Source organism: Planktothrix sp. PLAVEN19ND, assembly GCF_057220675.1.
This window is the reverse complement of sequence record NZ_CM170132.1, coordinates 4,554,477-4,572,538: the sequence shown is the minus strand read 5'-3', so window position 1 is coordinate 4,572,538 and position 18,062 is coordinate 4,554,477. Positions and strand designations below refer to the sequence as shown.

At 45.2% G+C, this 18,062-nt stretch carries 15 protein-coding genes; 10 read left to right on the top strand and 5 right to left on the bottom strand.

From position 1 onward, the window contains the following. Window positions 1-104 precede the first annotated feature (104 nt). Window positions 105-1,289, top strand: a complete 1,185-nt coding sequence (locus tag AC2D3N_RS19430; protein ID WP_484691857.1) for an NAD(P)H-quinone oxidoreductase subunit H — start codon at window positions 105-107, stop codon at window positions 1,287-1,289. Between the two features lie 133 nt (window positions 1,290-1,422). On the opposite strand, the gene pyk is transcribed toward AC2D3N_RS19430, so the two are convergent. After that, window positions 1,423-3,204, bottom strand: a complete 1,782-nt coding sequence (pyk, locus tag AC2D3N_RS19425) for a pyruvate kinase (protein WP_079680581.1) — start codon at window positions 3,202-3,204, stop codon at window positions 1,423-1,425. A 491-nt stretch (window positions 3,205-3,695) separates the two neighbouring features. Further along, complete coding sequence (locus tag AC2D3N_RS19420; protein WP_079680580.1) at window positions 3,696-4,481, bottom strand: COP23 domain-containing protein; 786 nt, start codon at window positions 4,479-4,481, stop codon at window positions 3,696-3,698. Between the two features lie 136 nt (window positions 4,482-4,617). Here AC2D3N_RS19420 and crtR point away from each other — a divergent pair, with 136 nt between their 5' ends. After that, window positions 4,618-5,511, top strand: coding sequence for a beta-carotene hydroxylase (gene crtR, locus AC2D3N_RS19415; protein ID WP_079680579.1), 894 nt, complete (start codon window positions 4,618-4,620; stop codon window positions 5,509-5,511). Between the two features lie 114 nt (window positions 5,512-5,625). Beyond that, complete coding sequence (gene lepB, locus AC2D3N_RS19410) at window positions 5,626-6,210, top strand: signal peptidase I (RefSeq protein ID WP_079680578.1); 585 nt, start codon at window positions 5,626-5,628, stop codon at window positions 6,208-6,210. A 165-nt stretch (window positions 6,211-6,375) separates the two neighbouring features. Here lepB and AC2D3N_RS19405 read toward each other — a convergent pair whose 3' ends face one another. The 3 genes from AC2D3N_RS19405 to AC2D3N_RS19395 form a co-directional block, all read right to left on the bottom strand. Continuing rightward, entirely contained in the window at window positions 6,376-7,545 is a 1,170-nt protein-coding gene (locus AC2D3N_RS19405; RefSeq protein WP_079680577.1) for a CO2 hydration protein, read from the bottom strand. A gap of 94 nt (window positions 7,546-7,639) precedes the next feature. Next, window positions 7,640-9,142 (bottom strand): NADH-quinone oxidoreductase subunit M, encoded by a 1,503-nt coding sequence (locus AC2D3N_RS19400; protein WP_079680576.1) that lies wholly within the window; start codon window positions 9,140-9,142, stop codon window positions 7,640-7,642. A 105-nt stretch (window positions 9,143-9,247) separates the two neighbouring features. Then, complete coding sequence (locus AC2D3N_RS19395) at window positions 9,248-11,119, bottom strand: NAD(P)H-quinone oxidoreductase subunit F (RefSeq protein ID WP_484691856.1); 1,872 nt, start codon at window positions 11,117-11,119, stop codon at window positions 9,248-9,250. A gap of 559 nt (window positions 11,120-11,678) precedes the next feature. Between AC2D3N_RS19395 and AC2D3N_RS19390 the strand changes: the two genes are divergently transcribed. The 7 genes from AC2D3N_RS19390 to ccmO all read left to right on the top strand — a co-directional run bounded on the left by AC2D3N_RS19390 (window position 11,679) and on the right by ccmO (window position 17,988). Beyond that, a complete protein-coding gene (locus tag AC2D3N_RS19390) occupies window positions 11,679-11,990 on the top strand; it encodes a carbon dioxide-concentrating mechanism protein CcmK (protein WP_079680574.1) in 312 nt (103 codons plus the stop codon). A gap of 161 nt (window positions 11,991-12,151) precedes the next feature. After that, window positions 12,152-12,493, top strand: a complete 342-nt coding sequence (locus AC2D3N_RS19385; protein ID WP_026789214.1) for a carbon dioxide-concentrating mechanism protein CcmK — start codon at window positions 12,152-12,154, stop codon at window positions 12,491-12,493. 89 nt (window positions 12,494-12,582) lie between these two features. Beyond that, window positions 12,583-12,885, top strand: coding sequence for a beta-carboxysome shell vertex protein CcmL (gene ccmL / locus AC2D3N_RS19380; protein ID WP_079680573.1), 303 nt, complete (start codon window positions 12,583-12,585; stop codon window positions 12,883-12,885). A gap of 252 nt (window positions 12,886-13,137) precedes the next feature. Continuing rightward, window positions 13,138-15,078, top strand: a complete 1,941-nt coding sequence (ccmM, locus tag AC2D3N_RS19375) for a beta-carboxysome scaffolding protein CcmM (protein ID WP_484691855.1) — start codon at window positions 13,138-13,140, stop codon at window positions 15,076-15,078. A gap of 257 nt (window positions 15,079-15,335) precedes the next feature. Continuing rightward, window positions 15,336-16,430, top strand: coding sequence for an RRXRR domain-containing protein (locus AC2D3N_RS19370; RefSeq protein ID WP_484691854.1), 1,095 nt, complete (start codon window positions 15,336-15,338; stop codon window positions 16,428-16,430). A gap of 61 nt (window positions 16,431-16,491) precedes the next feature. Continuing rightward, entirely contained in the window at window positions 16,492-17,217 is a 726-nt protein-coding gene (gene ccmN, locus AC2D3N_RS19365; protein ID WP_144017833.1) for a beta-carboxysome scaffolding protein CcmN, read from the top strand. Between the two features lie 6 nt (window positions 17,218-17,223). Beyond that, window positions 17,224-17,988, top strand: a complete 765-nt coding sequence (gene ccmO, locus AC2D3N_RS19360; protein ID WP_484691853.1) for a beta-carboxysome assembly protein CcmO — start codon at window positions 17,224-17,226, stop codon at window positions 17,986-17,988. Window positions 17,989-18,062: the final 74 nt, after the last annotated feature.

Sequence of the window (18,062 nt, the reverse complement as noted above, 5' to 3'; positions counted from 1 at the left end):
AAGACTTCGATCTCAGACTATCCAAGTATTCCTATAATATTAAGCAATTGAAACAAAAATCCCAAGAAAGCCATAAATCCGCGTTAGGGAACACCGAGAAAAGTATGAGTAGAATTGAAACCCGCACAGAACCCATGGTCTTGAACATGGGGCCACACCATCCCTCCATGCACGGGGTCTTACGGTTAATTGTCACCCTGGATGGGGAAGACGTGGTGGACTGTGAACCCGTGATTGGGTATCTGCATCGCGGCATGGAAAAAATCGCCGAAAGTCGCAGCGTTGTCATGTACGTTCCCTACGTTAGCCGTTGGGACTACGCCGCCGGAATGTTCAACGAAGCGGTAACGGTAAATGGCCCGGAACGATTGGCCGGAGTCACCGTCCCCAAACGGGCGCAATATATTCGGGTGATTATGCTCGAACTCAACCGCATCGCCAATCACCTCCTATGGCTTGGCCCATTCCTGGCCGACGTCGGCGCCCAAACTCCGTTTTTCTACATTTTCCGAGAACGGGAACTGATTTATGATCTCTGGGAAGCGGCCACCGGATACCGGATGGTGAATAATAACTATTTCCGCATTGGGGGAGTCGCCGCCGATTTACCCTATGGTTGGGTGCAGAAATGTCGAGATTTTTGCGATTATTTCGGGCCAAAAATTGACGAGTATGAACGCTTAATTACCAATAACCCGATTTTCCGACGTCGGATTGAGGGGTTAGGGACTATTACCCGGGAACAGGCAATTAACTGGGGATTATCCGGCCCGATGTTGCGCGCCTCGGGGGTGAAGTGGGATTTACGCAAAGTTGACCACTATGAATGTTATGACGAGTTAGACTGGGATGTGCAGTGGGAAACCGCCGGAGACTGTTTAGCCCGTTATTTTGTGCGGATTCGGGAAATGCGAGAATCCCTTAAAATCCTGTATCAAGCCCTCGATGCTCTGCCGGGTGGCCCCTACGAAAATTTAGAAGCCCAACGGATGATGGGCGGGCCGAAATCCGAATGGAATGGTTTTGATTATCAATTTATTGGCAAGAAAATCGCCCCGAGCTTCAAAATTCCCAAAGGGGAACATTATGTCCGAATTGAAAGCGGGAAGGGAGAACTCGGTATTTATATTATTGGGGATGATAATGTCTTTCCCTGGCGGTTCAAAATTCGGGCGGCGGATTTCTGCAATTTACCCATTCTCTCGGAATTAGTTCGAGGGGAAAAAATCGCTGACCTCGTGGCAATTCTCGGGAGTATCGATATTATTATGGGTTCGGTTGACCGTTAGGGATAATTTTTCAACCTCGGGTCAAAAAGAGCTAAAGAAAAAGCGATCAACGAATGATTTTATCATCCGGCGATCGCTAATTTTTTAGGAAAAAATCTAATGTTAATCAATCCAATAGAGAAGGAAAATAGCTTTAGAGATTTTCACTTCCCGAACCACTGCTAGAGCCCGAATAGACAATCCCGCGTTCCATATCTAAGGTCAGAATCACCCCATCTCGAATCAAGCGAGTGGCATTCTTCACCCCAACAATCACAGGCACCCCCAAACGTAAAGCAATCACCGCCGCGTGACTGGTCAAACTATCAACTTCCGTGACCACACCCCCCGCCTTCCGCATCACATCGACAAAATCGGCACTGGTTTGAACCGTGACCAAAATTTCCCCGGCATTAAAATCAGCTAACTCTCCAGCACTGCGGGCCACCCGTGCTCGTCCGGTCACACAGCCTTGACCCACGGCCGTTCCCTTACCCAAAGCCGCCGTCACCACTTCCACCTTAATCAAATCCGTAGATCCGGCCACCCCTTGTAAAGTTCCCGCCGTGGTCACAACCAAATCCCCATCGGCCAGCAGATTTTTTTCCCTCGCCACATTCACCGCGGCTTGAAAGGTTTGGTCAGCCGAAGGTAAATCTAAAACCAATAAAGGCTTCACCCCCCAAACTAAACTTAACTGTCGCGCCACCTCAACGTGGGGAGTAATCGCTAAAATCGGGGTTTGGGGTCGGAACTTGGACACATTCCGAGCCGTAGACCCAGTTTTAGTTAAAGTCATAATCGCGGCTGCATTCAACTGATGGGAAATTTGTGCTACCGCCTGACTAATAGCATTGGGAATCGAACGTCCGGTATCTTCTACCTTAGAAATATTGCGGGTCACACCCTCCTGTTCAATCCGCACCGCAATCCGGGCCATGGTCGCCACCGCTTCCACCGGATAGTTACCCACGGCGGTTTCATTGGAAAGCATCACCGCATCGGTACCATCTAAAATCGCATTAGCTACGTCGGAAATTTCCGCCCGGGTGGGTCGGGGATTATTCACCATGCTATCTAGCATCTGAGTCGCAGTAATCACCGGAATTCCCATCCGGTTGGCGGTGATAATTAACCGTTTTTGTAAAATTGGCACATCTTCGGCAGGGAGTTCCACCCCTAAATCACCTCGGGCCACCATCACCCCATTACACAACGCCAAAATTTCTTCCATTTGTTCAATGGCTTCATGTTTTTCAATTTTGGCAATCACGGGAACATCCTTACCCGCACTCGCAATTAATTCTTTAATTTCTAAAACATCCTGGGGATTTCTCACGAAACTTAAAGCTACCCAGTCCACCCCTTGATCTAAACCAAACATTAAATCCCGGCGGTCTTTTTCCGTCATGGCTTTAATGGACAGATAAACCCCAGGAAAATTCACCCCTTTACTGTTAGAAAGAGTCCCGCCCACAACCACACGACAACATAAGCGTCCTTTGGCCTGTTCGACTTTCTCCACGACCATTTCCACCTTGCCATCATCGAGGAGAATCACCGCCCCATCAGGGACTTCATCGGCTAAGGGTTTGTAGGTGACAGAGGAAATTTCTTGAGTTCCCACCACATCTTCGCTGGTGAGAATAAACTGATCATCCCGGTTCAGGACAATCGAACCCGTCTCAAATTTCCCTAATCTGATTTTTGGGCCTTGGAGATCTTGTAAAATCCCCACAGGTTGATTCAGTTCAAAGGCGGTTTGTCGAATCATCCGAATACTGCGTTGATGATCCTCATGGGTATTATGGGAAAAATTCAAGCGCAGAGTCGTTGCACCCGCTAAAATCAATGCGCGGAGAACTTCAGGCTTCTGGGTAGCAGGGCCGATTGTAGCGACTATTTTGGTTCGATGCAGTAGATTTTGCGGTTGCATGACTCAATTAAAGATCTAGGGAATTGTCTGTAGAGACGAGCCATGGCGCGTCTCTCTACAGATCATAAACAGAATTTAACCACGTCAGGGACACATCAGGATCAGGAATTACGAATTACGAATTACTAATGGGGAATGGGTAATGGGTAATAGGTAATAGAAAGAGTTTACTCCCCCTGCTCCCCCTACTTCCCCTGCTCCCCCTGCTCCCCCTGCTTCCCCTGCTTCCCCTGCTCCCCCTGCTTCCCCTGCTCCCCCTGCTCCCCCTACTTCCCCTGCTCCCCCTGCTCCCCCTGCTTCCCCTGCTTCCCCTGCTCCCCCTGCTTCCCCTGCTCCCCCTGCTCCCCCTGCTTCCCCTGCTCCCCCTGCTCCCCCTGCTTCCCCTGCTTCCCCTGCTCCCCCTGCTTCCCCTGCTCCCCCTGCTCCCCCTGCTTCCCCTACTCCCCCTGCCTGCTCCCCCTGCTCCCCCTGCTCCCCCTGCTCCCTGTTCCCTATTGAGGAAAATAACGGGGGTTTAAGCGTGCTCCGGTGCCGCCATCGGTGGGGTCGAGGAATTGACGGAGGGGAATACCAGTAGAACGGGTTCTCGGACGTCCTAAAGCCCCTCGAATGATGTCCCCGGTACTTTTTTCATCTATCAGGGTTAGAACACCTTGGGTGCTTTGGCCACTGTCGGCAATTACGAGGTTTTGGAAAATGCGATCGCGGACTAATAAAGGATCTTCCCCAGGGGGTACGGTTAAGACAATCCGACATTGGGGAACATCTTCGGTGGTGGCGCAGAGGGTATTGTAACCGTTCTCCATCGCTGTACTGATTTCTGCTAATCCATCGGGACGATAGGATTCTAAACGGCGACTAATCTCTCCACAACGGCGTTCCGGTGTCCATCCGCCCCCCATATTACTAGGAACTGCCCAAGCATAGCCTTGATTGGGTTGGCTGACGGGATAATACATCACCGTATATTGACCGCCAATCACCTCACATCGAAACCGAGCAATTGCTGTGTCCCCGGTTTCCACTTCCACTTGAGGATTTAGGGGGCCTTGATCGGTGGGTTGGGGGGCTGGGGATTGGGTGGGATTAGTGGCCGGAGTCGGAAAGGTTTGGGGGGGTTGGGTTGTGTTGCGGGGGAGTTGCAGCAGGTCGGTCAGACTGGGTAAAGATGGCCACCGAGGTTGAGCGTTGGCCCCGGTGGCGGAACCCAGGATTGATAGGGTCATGGATAAACTAAACAGTCCGACTAAGGATGTACGCGACAGTGAGCTAGACATAAATATTTTCTCCTAGGGGTAAAATCGTGGTATTTTAGGCAATTACGTTCGGGTTTAGTGATTTTATAAATCTTTACACTTTGTTACTTTTCTCATAAAATACTCAGGTGTGAAACTTCAAGGAGTGCAAACTGTAATGTCGGAGGCAAGTAAGCCACTGACAGTCCCCAAGGAATACCTCACCGCAGAGGGTGGTTTTAACACCACGCTACTGATGTTTTTCGGTGCGGTAGTAATGGTGATCTGTTCCACATTGGGATACTGGCTTTGGGGTTGGCCGGATTGGTGTTGTTTTTTGATTAATGTTTTGGCGCTGCACCTTTCGGGGACAGTGATCCATGACGCATCCCATAATTCTGCCCACAAAAACCGCATTCTGAATTCGGTATTAGGACACGGTAGTGCTTTGATGTTAGGGTTCGCTTTTCCCGTATTTACGCGGGTGCATATCCAACATCATTGCCATGTTAATGATCCAGACAATGATCCGGATCATTTTGTTTCCACAGGTGGCCCCTTGTGGTTGATTGCGGCACGTTTTTTCTACCATGAAGTGTTTTTTTTCAAGCGCCGACTTTGGAAAAAATATGAGCTTTTGGAATGGTTTTTGAGTCGCTTATTTGTAGTGACTATTGTTGCGATCTCTATTCATTATGAATTCCTCGGCTATATTCTGAATTTCTGGTTTTGTCCGGCTTTGGTTGTGGGCATAGCTTTGGGTTTATTCTTTGATTATTTACCCCATCGTCCGTTTCAAGAACGGGGTCGCTGGAAAAATGCTAGGGTGTATCCGGGTTCGGTTTTAAATCTGTTAATTTTGGGGCAAAATTACCATCTGATTCATCATTTATGGCCATCTATTCCTTGGTATTATTACAAGCCAACCTATGAATTTATGAAGCCTCTGTTAGATGAAAAAGGTTCTCCCCAAACCTTGGGAATATTAGAAGGAAAGAAAGACTTTTGGGGTTTCCTCTATGATGTCTTTTTGGGAATTCGTTTTCATCACAAATCCTCCCATGAGAATTAACAATTTATCCCTTCAATTTCCAGGGTTAATGATTGAGAATTAAGAATCATAGCTTAATTGCGATTCTTAATTCTCAATTTATTTTTATAGATAATAATATTAGGGAAAAAAACAATGAAATCCGAAGAAAAACAAGTAACTCAAAAGCCCCAACCTGCAATCCCTAAAAAAAGTATTTGGGATCAAATCCGAGAGAATATTGTAATTTTAGCGATCGCCCTGGGATTATCATTATTAATTAGAACTTTTGTTGCTGAACCTCGATTTATTCCCTCAGATTCCATGTTCCCGACTTTAGAAATAAACGATCGCTTAGTCATAGAAAAGGTATCCTATTATTTAGATTCTCCCCAATTTGGCGATATTATTGTTTTTGCTCCTCCTCCCCAATTACAAGAGATTGGCTATGCGGCAGATCAAGCCTTTATTAAGCGAATTATTGGTCAGCCAGGTCAAACCATTGAAGTTAAAAATGGTCGGGTTTATATTGACAATCAGCCCCAATTTGAGCGTTATATTGCTGAGGAACCTCATTATCAATTACCCCCAGTAAAAGTTCCTGAGAATTCCTATTTTGTTATGGGAGATAATCGCAATGATAGTAATGATTCCCATGTTTGGGGTTTTCTTCCCAAGGAAAATATTATTGGTCGCGCCGTATTTCGTTTTTGGCCGATTGAACGATTTGGCCGCGTTTAGGATGAGCTTCCCTCGACAGATTCTTCTTTTTACTATTACTATCTTTTTGCCCTTACTATAGTGATAAAAGAGGGATTATCTGTTTTCCGCTCGTTTTTGGCGCGATCACAACTTCTCAAAAACCGGATTTCTCAAATAAACCTGGTTTCTAGTTTAAAGTGTCTTTTAACGTTCAGGAAATAGCTTACATTCCCTGAATGTAGGTTGATTAACTTCCCCTAAACGGGAGTTTAAAAATCGATCCATCCAATTCTCAAAATAGATCCGATTAGCTTGTTTTTGTTCAGGATCATTAGTATTAATAGAATGGGGGGCTAATCCCACAATTGCCGCCGTGGTGACACAGAACATTGACTTTTGAAAACTCTGACAAATTTGCACCCGTAAATCATCTTCTCCGCGACAACTATTTTGATAGATATTATGTAAATAATCAGGAAGAAAATGACGCATATCCTGCATTAATTGAGTTGGGGGAATACCCGACCCACCAATCGGTAAAGGATCGGCGTATAATGCACCATAGGCAAAGTCTTTTTGCTCTGTGGGAATTTGATGGGCTTGAGCATTATAAGAAACCGTTCCAGGAAAAGGAGTTCCCCTAAAGAACACAGCTTCAACATAGGGAACTGCGGTATCCATTAAAAAAGTTAATCCGGCAGATTTTGGCAGGATATCATAAACTTGATTATTGATTTTGACGCTATAAGTAATGGGTTTATTAGCAGCTTCTACTAGGGCTAATAAAATATGATTGACTACTTCAGGAATAGATTTAATTTCTCCTTGATCATAACGGTCAGAAAGGGAAATAAACATATCACTCATCACCCGCCAAAATTGACCTAATCCACTATAATAAGCCAGTTGTCGGATTTGTTCGGGTAGAAATTCCGGGAAAAAACGATGGAGAGTTTGAATCATCAAATTTCCCTTAGTTTTAGCTTGAATCGCAGTTTCTGCTAACTTGAGAAATTCAGAAGAATCTAAATATTCATCTAATTTGCCTCCCCCATGCCAAAACATGGTTTTCATACAATATTCGGCATATTCAAAATTAATCCGATCATGCCACAAATATTGAAATAATTTTTTGATATTGACTTCTCCATTAAAATACTTGAAAAAGGGGAATAATTCTAAAAACTGTTCATCTGCAATATAAATTAAATTATTAGAATAGGCATCCAGAACAACACCATAACTTTTCAAGATGCCCACAACTTCCACCAAATTTTCGGGATAATTCGGCAACAGAGCTTCACCGGACTCCAGGCGATGAATATATTCAGATAAAGGATGTTTAGACATGGGGGTAAAATCCGTAAGTTTCATTTTGTTTAAAGGTTTAATTAAAATTTATCTTTGGAAAAGTGATAAAGTGGGTTTGATTTTCTGCTCAATTATTTAAACCCACTCTATCAAAAAATTAAACTTTTTCTGCGAGATGGTGAGCAAATAAGGGTTGAGTATGGGCTAAAGCCGTTGTAGAAGCATCACTTAATCTCACCAGTAAGTTAGGCTGAATTCCTAAAATCACAATAATTAAGGCTAAAATTATTGCCGGAATCCGATCGCTCCATTGTACAGAAGGCAAATTCACCACATATTCCGAAAGGCGACCAAAGAAAGCTTTATTAATCATAATCAGGAAATAAACCGAAGTTAATCCGGTTCCAATCATGCACAATAAAGTTTGTACGGGGAAGACTTCCATACTGCCCCGAAAGATGATAAATTCTGCCACAAATCCCACTAAACCAGGTATACCCGCACTCGCCATTACCGCCATAATCATAATAGTTCCAATTAGGGGTAAACCGCGTTCTGGGTTAAGTAACCCTTGAATAATATCTAAATCTCGACTCCCCGCTTTTCGGTATACAACGCCAACGGTTAAAAACATTAATCCCGAGATTAAACCATGACTCACCATTTGCATCACAGCCCCTAATAAACTGGTGGAGTTAGCAGCAGCAAAGGCTAATAAAATATAGCCCATGTGAGCAATAGAACTATAGGCGACCATTTTCTTCATATCTTTCTGAGAAATGGCACAAAAAGCTCCATATAAAACACTAACTACCGCCCAACTGGCCACCCAGGGAGCAATTACTGACCAAGCATCAGGAAATAGGCCGACTCCAAACCGTAATAACCCATAGGTTCCTAACTTTAATAATACCCCAGCCAACAGCACAGAAACGGGAGTTGAGGCTTCAACGTGGGCATCCGGTAGCCAGGTATGGAAGGGAAACAGGGGAATTTTAATTCCAAATCCAATTAACAGACCGCCTAATAAAATTAATTGGGTGTTTAGGGGTAAAGATGAGACTCCTAACGCCGTAGCACTAATAGTATCTAAATCAAAATCTAGGGTATGGGTCAGCCAAACAATGCCTAAAAAAGAAGCTAAAATGAGAAATCCCGAAACGGCTGTATACAGGAGAAATTTAGTGGCTGCATAGCCTTTGCGTTTACCTCCCCAAATCGCAATTAACAGATATAAAGGGATGAGTTCAACTTCATAAAATAGCAGAAACAATAATAAATTTTGGGATAAAAATGTTCCTGAAATTCCTGCCGAAATCAATAATATTGAGGCGTAATAGAGTTGATGACGACTGATAAATAAATCCGTAATAGCGATCGCAATGGTAATTAATAACCCATTTAAAATCACTAAAGGTAAGGATAAACCATCAACCCCTAAAGTATAATTTAACCCCAAGGGTTTAATCCAAGGAATAAATTCTTTAAATTGTAAGGAAGGATTCCCTGGATCAAATAATCCTGCTAAAACCAATGACCATAAAAATAATCCAACCGTGATGACCAAGGACAATTGACGAGCCGTTTTACCCGATAAATTCGGCCAAAAGGCAATAATAGCCGCACCAAATAAAGGAAGCCAAATTAATACACTAAGCATAAAGCAGTCATGAGTAATCAGTAATCAGTAATCAGTAATCAGTTATCAGTAATTACTGATAACTCCGATAATCCGTGTCATCCTTCAATCCGTCTAAATCCGTGATTAAAATTGCCACAACATTAATCCCACCAGCACCCCCACCCCCAAAGCAATCGTCAGGAGATAAAATTGGGACTGTCCAGAAATACTGTATTTTAAGCCTTCTCCACTAAATAAAGTGGCTAAACCAAAAACATTAACAATGCCATCGATAATATAGCGATCAATCCAAGCACTAAAAGCAGAAATTCGATTCACAAACAAAACCACCGTTAGATCGTAAATTCGATCAATATAAAAATCGTAAGCGAATAAATCTTGCAATCCTTTCCAGGGTAATTTGTAAGGCTTAGAACCCATTCCAAATAAATAAATCCCGCCTCCAATTGCCACTCCAACTAAACCCGAAATCACCAGTAAAGGCACCGTAGCTTGACGCAAAATCTCAGCCAACCCAGTAGCGGGAACTTCCACCAAAGGCGCAGTCCAACTGAGCAATAATTGCCATTGTTGTAACATTATTGGCACTAATAAAGTCAAAATAATCATGGCAACCATCGGTAAAGCCATCGGCCATGGAACTTCTGGTGCTCGCCGGGTTTTTTGTTGGGGTTTTCCAGCAAAAACCAATCCGAAAACCCGGGTTAAACTTAAAGCCGTTAAACAATTAACCAGCAGCAAGACCAAAATTAACCACAGAGGAATTGTCCAAAATCCATCGACCCAACGGCGCATCGTCCAAAAGGTTCCCAAGGGCATTAACGCCACTAAACCCCCTGCACCCACAATAAAAGCGATGGTTGTGGCGGGCATTTTTGACCATAACCCCCCCATCTCGGTTAAATCTTGAGTATTGGTGGTTAGAATTACCGAACCCGCACTCATGAAAATTAAGGCTTTGGCGATCGCATGGGTGAACAGCAATAGTAGGGCAATATCAACATGACTTTCTCCTACCGCAATAAACACCAACCCTAAATAGGCACTGGTGGAATGGGATAAAGCCCGTTTGAGATCAATTTGAGCAATAGAAACCAGAGAAGCACCAATGGCGGTAATTGTCCCTAAAACCACTAAGGTTGTGGAAGCAATCGGGGATAGGGCCAAAACCGGTTGCAGTTTAATTAAGACATAGGCTCCACTGGCCACCACCACCGAATTTCGCAGAATCGAGGCTGGGTTAGGGCCTTCCATCGCCTCATCTAACCAGAGATTTAAGGGAAATTGAGCACATTTTCCAATCGGGCCAGCAATTAGGGCCAAACCCAGTAAGGTCGCCTGGAGGGGCATTAAGGTGGCGGTTTCTGCCCATCCTTCCAAATCGGAAAAGCTCAAACTTCCGGCCAGGGTGGAGAGATACACCACCCCCATCAACAACAAGACATCTCCGACCCGTTTGGTTAAAAACGCATCCCGAGCCGCCGTCACTACCAGGGGTTGGGCATACCAGAAGCCCACCAGCAGATAGGTAGAGAGGGTTAATAATTCTAGGAGAATATAACTCAATAATAGGGAATCACTTAGAGCCAACCCACTGATGGCGGCTTCAAAGAATCCCATCAGGCCAAAAAACCGAGCCAGAGCCCAGTCCTTTTCCATGTATCCCAGGGCGTAGCATTGAGCTACTAAACTCAAGGCCGTAATCAGTTCCATTGACCCCAAACTCACAGGGGAGATTTCCAGGGCAAAGGATAGGTCTAAATTGTTGGTGTGTACCCAATGGAAAAGGATTTGCTGAATGGGTTCATCCCAGGTAGTGCGGAAAATCACCGAACCATGGACAAGGGCTAAAACCGTCATTAACAAATTAAAGTAGGCGGCGGGTCTGGGCCCGGTGCGTCGCACCAATCCCATTGACCAAGGCAAGGTCAAGATTGCCCCAATTAAGCCATAAAAAGGTATCCACCAACTGGTGTGGAGGAGAAAATCTGTCATTTAACTTAAAATTAGAAAATTCTTAGGAATTCTCAGCTTACTATACCAAGATTTTGGATTCATAGGTCTTTGGGTTGACTTGTAGCCGGAATTGGCGGGCTATTATACTAGCTTGTAGAGCTATAAGGGTAAAAAATCTTTTAATTAGAGCTATGGTTTTATTGGCACGGCTATAATTCTTAAAAACTTAACAAAACTTAATCAAAATTCATTATCAACAAAAATAATATTAAAAATGAGAAAATATAATCCAGATTAATATTGTCAAGAGTGTCACCCTTCTCCTATTCTTAGAGAGGGAGGTTCGTTACTATTTCTGTAAATTGAAATTGTAGGTAATCTGCTGATCTCGGTTTCCATCCTCAAGGGTCGGAAAGTAAGCAATAGGAAAATATAACTATTGCCAAATCTAGGGATCAATAAGCCCTAAAATTAGACTTAAAGGGGAACTGCAACATCTGAGTGTAGCCCGAAATCCGACGGTTAAATCTGTTGGAAAGTCGCTTATTGCTTAAAAATACAGTGTAGTTTGTTTTGTTCACCAATTAGGAGTTAAACCATGTCAATTGCTGTGGGAATGATTGAAACTTTAGGCTTTCCTGCTGTTGTAGAAGCAGCAGACGCCATGGTAAAGGCCGCCCGGGTTACCTTGGTGGGATATGAGAAAATTGGCAGTGGCCGAGTCACCGTGATTGTGCGTGGGGATGTCTCCGAAGTGCAAGCCTCCGTAGCAGCCGGAGTCGAATCCATCAAACGAGTGAATGGCGGTCAGGTGACTTCCACCCACATTATTGCTCGTCCCCATGAGAACCTAGAATATGTTCTGCCGATTCGCTATACCGATGCAGTCGAGCAGTTCCGTTCTTACTAGGGACTCAAAAAATCCAACGTTGAATTGACTCGCGTAGAAGTTCTAAAAAGTAATTTCACAACCCCAGGTCAATTTCAATTGAAATCAGAATTATCCCCATTTTATGGAGAAATTCTGTATTATTTCCTAACTGTTTTGATTGATTTTAGGAGTCAAATTTAATGGCGATTGCAGTTGGCATGATCGAGACCTTAGGCTTTCCTGCCGTTGTGGAAGCGGCGGACTCAATGGTAAAAGCCGCCCGTGTCACCTTAGTGGGTTACGAAAAAATTGGCAGCGCCCGGGTCACCGTGATTGTGCGCGGGGATGTCTCCGAAGTGCAAGCATCCGTATCCGCCGGGGTAGAATCGATTAAACGAGTTAAGGGTGGAGAAGTGTTATCCACTCATATTATCGCTCGTCCCCACGAAAACTTAGAATATGTTTTACCCATCCGCTATACCGAAGCAGTGGAACAATTCCGCGAAAGCCTCAGTGGGATTCGTCCTTTAAACCGTCCCTAATGTCCAGAGGATTTTAAAAATCGGTAAATTGACCCTAAATCCTGTGATGAATCGCTCCAAATTCCCATTTATTCTTCCTCAGACTCATTATGCAAATTGCCAAAGTGATTGGCACGGTTGTGGGCAATCAGAAAGAACCTAGTTTAAGGGGTTCCAAGTTTCTACTTTTACGATTTGTTGATGAACATGGAGAGGATCTCTCCAACGAGTATGAGGTGGCGATTGATGTGGTGGGAGCCGGAATCGGTGAATGGGTACTCGTGAGTCGAGGCAGTGCGGCTCGCCATGTTGAAGGGAGTGAAAAACGACCCAGTGATGCGGCGGTTGTTGCAATCATCGACACCATTAATGTGGAAAATCGAACGATTTACAGCAAAAAAGATCATTATTAACAGGAAAAAAGTGGGAGTTATTGAGAAGCGAAAGACTTTAAATTTTTAAGAGGGAAAAAGTTAGGAAAGGTGTTATTTATAGGATAAATCAAATTTTGAAAAAAAGTTGAAATTCCGCACCCGAAATTAAAAACTTCAGAACTTCTTAATGTTTAACGGGATCAACTTCTTAATCATCCCTTTTGCTCCAGTGCAATAACGAACAACTGAAAACAAACAACAAACAACTATTCGGTTAGGAGAAATTAAAATATGGCAGTTCGTGGCCTAGCGGCTCCTCCAACCCCTTGGTCGAAGAACTTGGCAGAGCCGAAAATCGACCCAACGGCTTATGTACATTCTTTTTCTAATATTATTGGTGACGTTCGGATTGGTGCTCATGTATTAGTCGCCCCGGGTACTTCTATTCGAGCCGATGAAGGAGCACCCTTTGCCATCGGGGAAAATAGTAATATCCAAGACGGTGTGGTGATTCACGGCTTAGAAGAAGGTCGCGTTAAAGGGGATGATGGTCAATCCTACTCCGTATGGGTAGGTAAGAATTCCTCCATTACCCACATGGCCTTAATTCATGGCCCAGCCTATGTGGGAGATAATTGTTTTATCGGATTCCGTTCTACGGTATTCAATTCCAGAGTCGGAAATGGTTGCATTGTGATGATGCACGTTTTAATCGAAGACGTGGAAATTCCCCCGGGAAAATATGTTCCCTCCGGTTCAATTATCACTAACCAACAACAAGCAGATCGCTTACCTAACGTCACGGATGCCGATCTAAGCTTTGCTACCCACGTCATCGGGGTCAACCAATCCCTAAAAGCGGGTTATCAGTGTTCTGAAAACTCCTCTTGTATTAACCCGATTCGGAATGAATCGGGGGGAGTCGGGAATGGTAGTGGTCGCGATCGCTCCTATGCCTATACCGGAAGTTCCAATTTAGCGGCTGAAATCGTACAGCAAATCGGGGATCTGTTAGCCAAGGGTTACAAAATTGGCACCGAACACGCCGATACCCGTCGCTTCCGCACCGGATCTTGGCGTAGTGGTGCTCCGATCAATGCTAGAACCACAGGGGAAGTCGTTGCAGCCTTAGAAGCTTGCCTCAGAGATCATGGCGGAGAATATGTCCGTCTGTTGGGCATTGATGCTAAAGCCAAACGTCGTGTCTTAGAAGAAATTATTCAACGTCCTGACGGCGGCGTAGCACCCAAATCCAGTAATGGAAAAGGCAGTGCTTCCGTGGCGGCTCCTGGAGGTTCGGCCAGTGTTGCCAGTTCCAGTCTCGGGGGACAAATTGGCGATCTGTTAGCCAAAGGCTACAAAATTGGGACGGAATATGCAGATACCCGTCGCTTCCGTACCGGATCTTGGCGCAGTGGCCCTAGTCTCTCGGGATCAGGAGTAGCAGACATTCTTTCTAAATTAGATGCGATCGCCAGTGAGCATCAGGGGGAATATGTGCGTTTAATTGGAATTGATCCCAAAAACAAACGCCGTGTCCTAGAAGAAATTATTCAGCGCCCCGACGGCAGCGTGGCTGCAAAATCTGGCAGTGCTCAAGTCAGCGTCTCTAGCTCGGCTCCTGGGGGCTCGGCCAGTGTTGCCAGTTCCAGTCTCGGGGGACAAATTGGCGATCTGTTAGCCAAAGGCTACAAAATTGGGACGGAATATGCAGATACCCGTCGCTTCCGTACCGGATCTTGGCGCAGTGGCCCCAGTCTCTCCGGCTCAGGAGTAGCAGACATTCTTTCTAAATTAGATGCGATCGCCAGTGAGCATCAGGGGGAATATGTGCGTTTAATTGGAATTGATCCCAAAAACAAACGCCGTGTCCTGGAAGAAATTATTCAGCGTCCCGATGGCAAAGTAGCGCCAACGGCTTCGGCTCCGGCTTCCACCAGTAGTCCTAGTACAGCAACCGTCAGCAGTGGCAAACTAGATAATAGCGTTGCGGATCACGTTCGCGGTCTGTTAGCCAAAGGCTACAAAGTTGGCACAGAACACGCGGATGCTCGTCGCTTCCGTACCGGATCTTGGAACAGTTGTGCTCCGATTCAATCTAACAATATCTCCGAGGTGATGGCAGCTTTAGACGGTTGCTTGAACGAACATCGTGGGGAATATGTCCGATTAATCGGGATTGACTCCAAAGCCAAGCGTCGGGTACTGGAGGAAATTATCCAACGTCCCTAACATCAAGTTTCCTGTTGCAACGCTAGAGGTTCGAGTAAAGTTCACTAACCCCGCCCTAAAAGTGCGGGGATTGCTTAAACCAATTTAGGCAACGCAAGAAGTGAATAGCTGATTGAGACTCAATTGGGTACAGACTTCCGAATACTTCTCTAGTTCGGACAAAATCTAAACCTGATTGGTTCAGGTGTTGGGTAAAGCCAAGACATCTTAATTGAGTTGAGCAAAGAGACTAAAACAAGAAATTGGGTTATACCAAAATGCGAATCCCAGTAATTGATCAAAACAACAAGCCGTTGATGCCAACCACACCAGCAAGAGCGAGGAAGTGGATTGAGTCGGGAAAAGCAGTTAAGCACTGGTCAGATGGTGGGCAATTTTATGTTCAACTAACAGTTGAGCCCAGTGGGTACACAACCCAAAATATTGTGATTGGGATTGATCCTGGCAAGAAATTCTCTGGGATTGGTGTTCAGTCAGCTAAATTTACACTTTATACGGCTCATCTAATTTTACCTTTTCAGACAGTCCGTGAACGCATGGATGTAAGACGATTAATGCGCCGAAGTCGTAGAGGAAGAAGAATCAACCGCAATGTTGAGTTCTCAAAACGCAACCATCGCCAAAAACGCTTTAATAATCGTCGCCAAGGTAAACTTGCTCCCTCAATTCGCGCTAATCGCCAATTAGAATTGAGAATAGTTTCCGAATTATGCAAAATTTACCCAGTTGCAGAAATTAGATCCGAGTATATCAAAGCCGATGTTGACTTAACCAGTGGACGTAAACAAGCGAAATCTGGTAAAGGTTTTTCACCTGTTATGGTTGGACAAAAATGGATGTTAAGCCAACTAGAAAAGTTAGCACCTGTAGTTAAGATTGAAGGTTATCAAACCGCATCAACTCGTAAATACTTAGGGCTAACCAAGAACAAAACAGACAAATCTAAGGCTAAGTTCAACACTCATGCAGTTGATGGTGTAGCGATTGCAGCGACAGCTTTTGTTGAGTATCGCCCATATCATACAGCCAAAACTGATGGTGCTAATTGGTTTGGTGATGTTGTGATTACCACTACCCAATTCCGAGTGATTCGCCGACCGCCTTTTTCTCGTCGTCAACTTCACTTAATGCTCCCGGCAAAAGGCGGAGTGCGTCGTAAGTATGGAGGTTCTACAACTCGTCATGGATTTCGCAAGGGGGACTTAGTGAAATGTCCCAAGGGTGTTGGTTATGTGTCAGGAGACACCGAAAGACAAGTATCTGTCAGCGATGCTAATTGGAAACGGTTAGGGCAGATTGCTTCTAGTAAAGTACAGTTAATTCGCCGTTCCAACGGGTTGATTGTTACTTAGAAGATTGTGTAAAGCCGTCCTTCACTTCGCTAAAGGACGGGGTTTCAAACCCAGTTTTTCGATGAAAATATCGCCACCGCAACTCCTAAACCTAGATGTTTATGTGAGTGGCGATGTCACAATTGATCCCGGGGCTACCCTAGCACCCGGGGTGATCCTACAAGCGGCAGCCGATGGTCAGCTTCGGATCGCTGCGGGAGTTTGTATCGGGCGGGGGGTGATTATTCAGGTTTACCAAGGTATCCTAGAGATAGAGACAGGTGTGGTCTTGGGTTCGGGGGTGTTGATTCTAGGGGCAGGAACCCTGGGGGAAAACGCCTGTATTGGTTCAGAAACAACGATCTTGCAGAGTTCTATTGCACCTCAACAAGTTGTTGCCGCGAGATCTCTAATTGGGGATCACTCTCGTGTATTAGAACCCCAACAGGTATCTCCGCCACCGGAATTGACTCCAGAACCCGCGATCATGTCTCCCTGGTTTGAGGAGCCTGCTCCAGTTTTAGACTGGGTATCCCCTACCTCTGAACCAGAGATTACCCCGGTATTGGAGGAAATCCCGGCTCAACCGTCCGATATTCCGCCCACTCCGGCTGAACCGGAAACGGTTGTCCCCTCTAACCCAGAAAAATCGGAGGAAACGGCTCTGGTTCCCCAGTCTCCAGTATCCTCGGAACTGTCATCTGGGCCCCTTCCTCCGGTAATCTATGGAAAAGAACATCTGAGTCAGTTATTAGATACCTTGCTTCCCCATCGCAAAGCCTTCAATAATTCCCATCTATCGGAATAATTAAAAATGGACGCAAACAGACGGAATTCCGGCCATTCTGAACGGTCAAACCAGACCGATTTTAGAGATATGGCTTTGGGTTTAGTTTCCACCCAGAGCTTCCCGGCGATTGTGGGAACGGCGGATATGATGTTGAAGTCCGCCGGGGTTCATTTAGTGGGCTATGAAAAAATTGGGGGGGGACACTGCACGGCAATTGTGCGGGGAAAAATTTCTGAGGTGCGTTTGGCTGTGGAAACAGGGGAGCAAACGGCTAAACAGTTTGGTCAATTTATTTCTAGCTTAGTAATTCCTCGACCCTTTCCAAATTTAGAACTGGTGCTTCCGATTAGTTCGCGGTTATCCAATCTAACCAATGGGGCGGGTCATCGTTTAAGTAATCAGGCGGTGGGGTTACTTGAAACTAGGGGATTTCCGGCGATGGTGGGAGCGGCGGATGCCATGTTGAAGGCGGCGGATGTGAGCCTGATGTCTTATGAACGGATTGGGGCGGGGTTGTGTACGGTGATTATTCGGGGCCCTGTGTCCGATGTGGCGATGGCGATAGAGGCGGGAATGTTTGAAGCCGAACGGATTGGGGAGTTAAACGCTGTAATGGTCATTCCTCGACCTTTGGAAGATTTGGATCAAACCTTACCTTTAGCCAGTTGTTGGTTAGAACAGCGTCAACCTTTGAGGGTGCCAATTAGTGTCAAGGAACAGGAGAAGGAACTGGTGGAAATCCCCGATTTACAAAAGTTACCGAATTCTATCCAAGAAGAATATTTATAAAATTTAGAGGTTTTAAATACAATAGTTAGAAGCAGTGTGCACTTGTGCGCGTCCTTGCTCGCTAATTTTTAAGG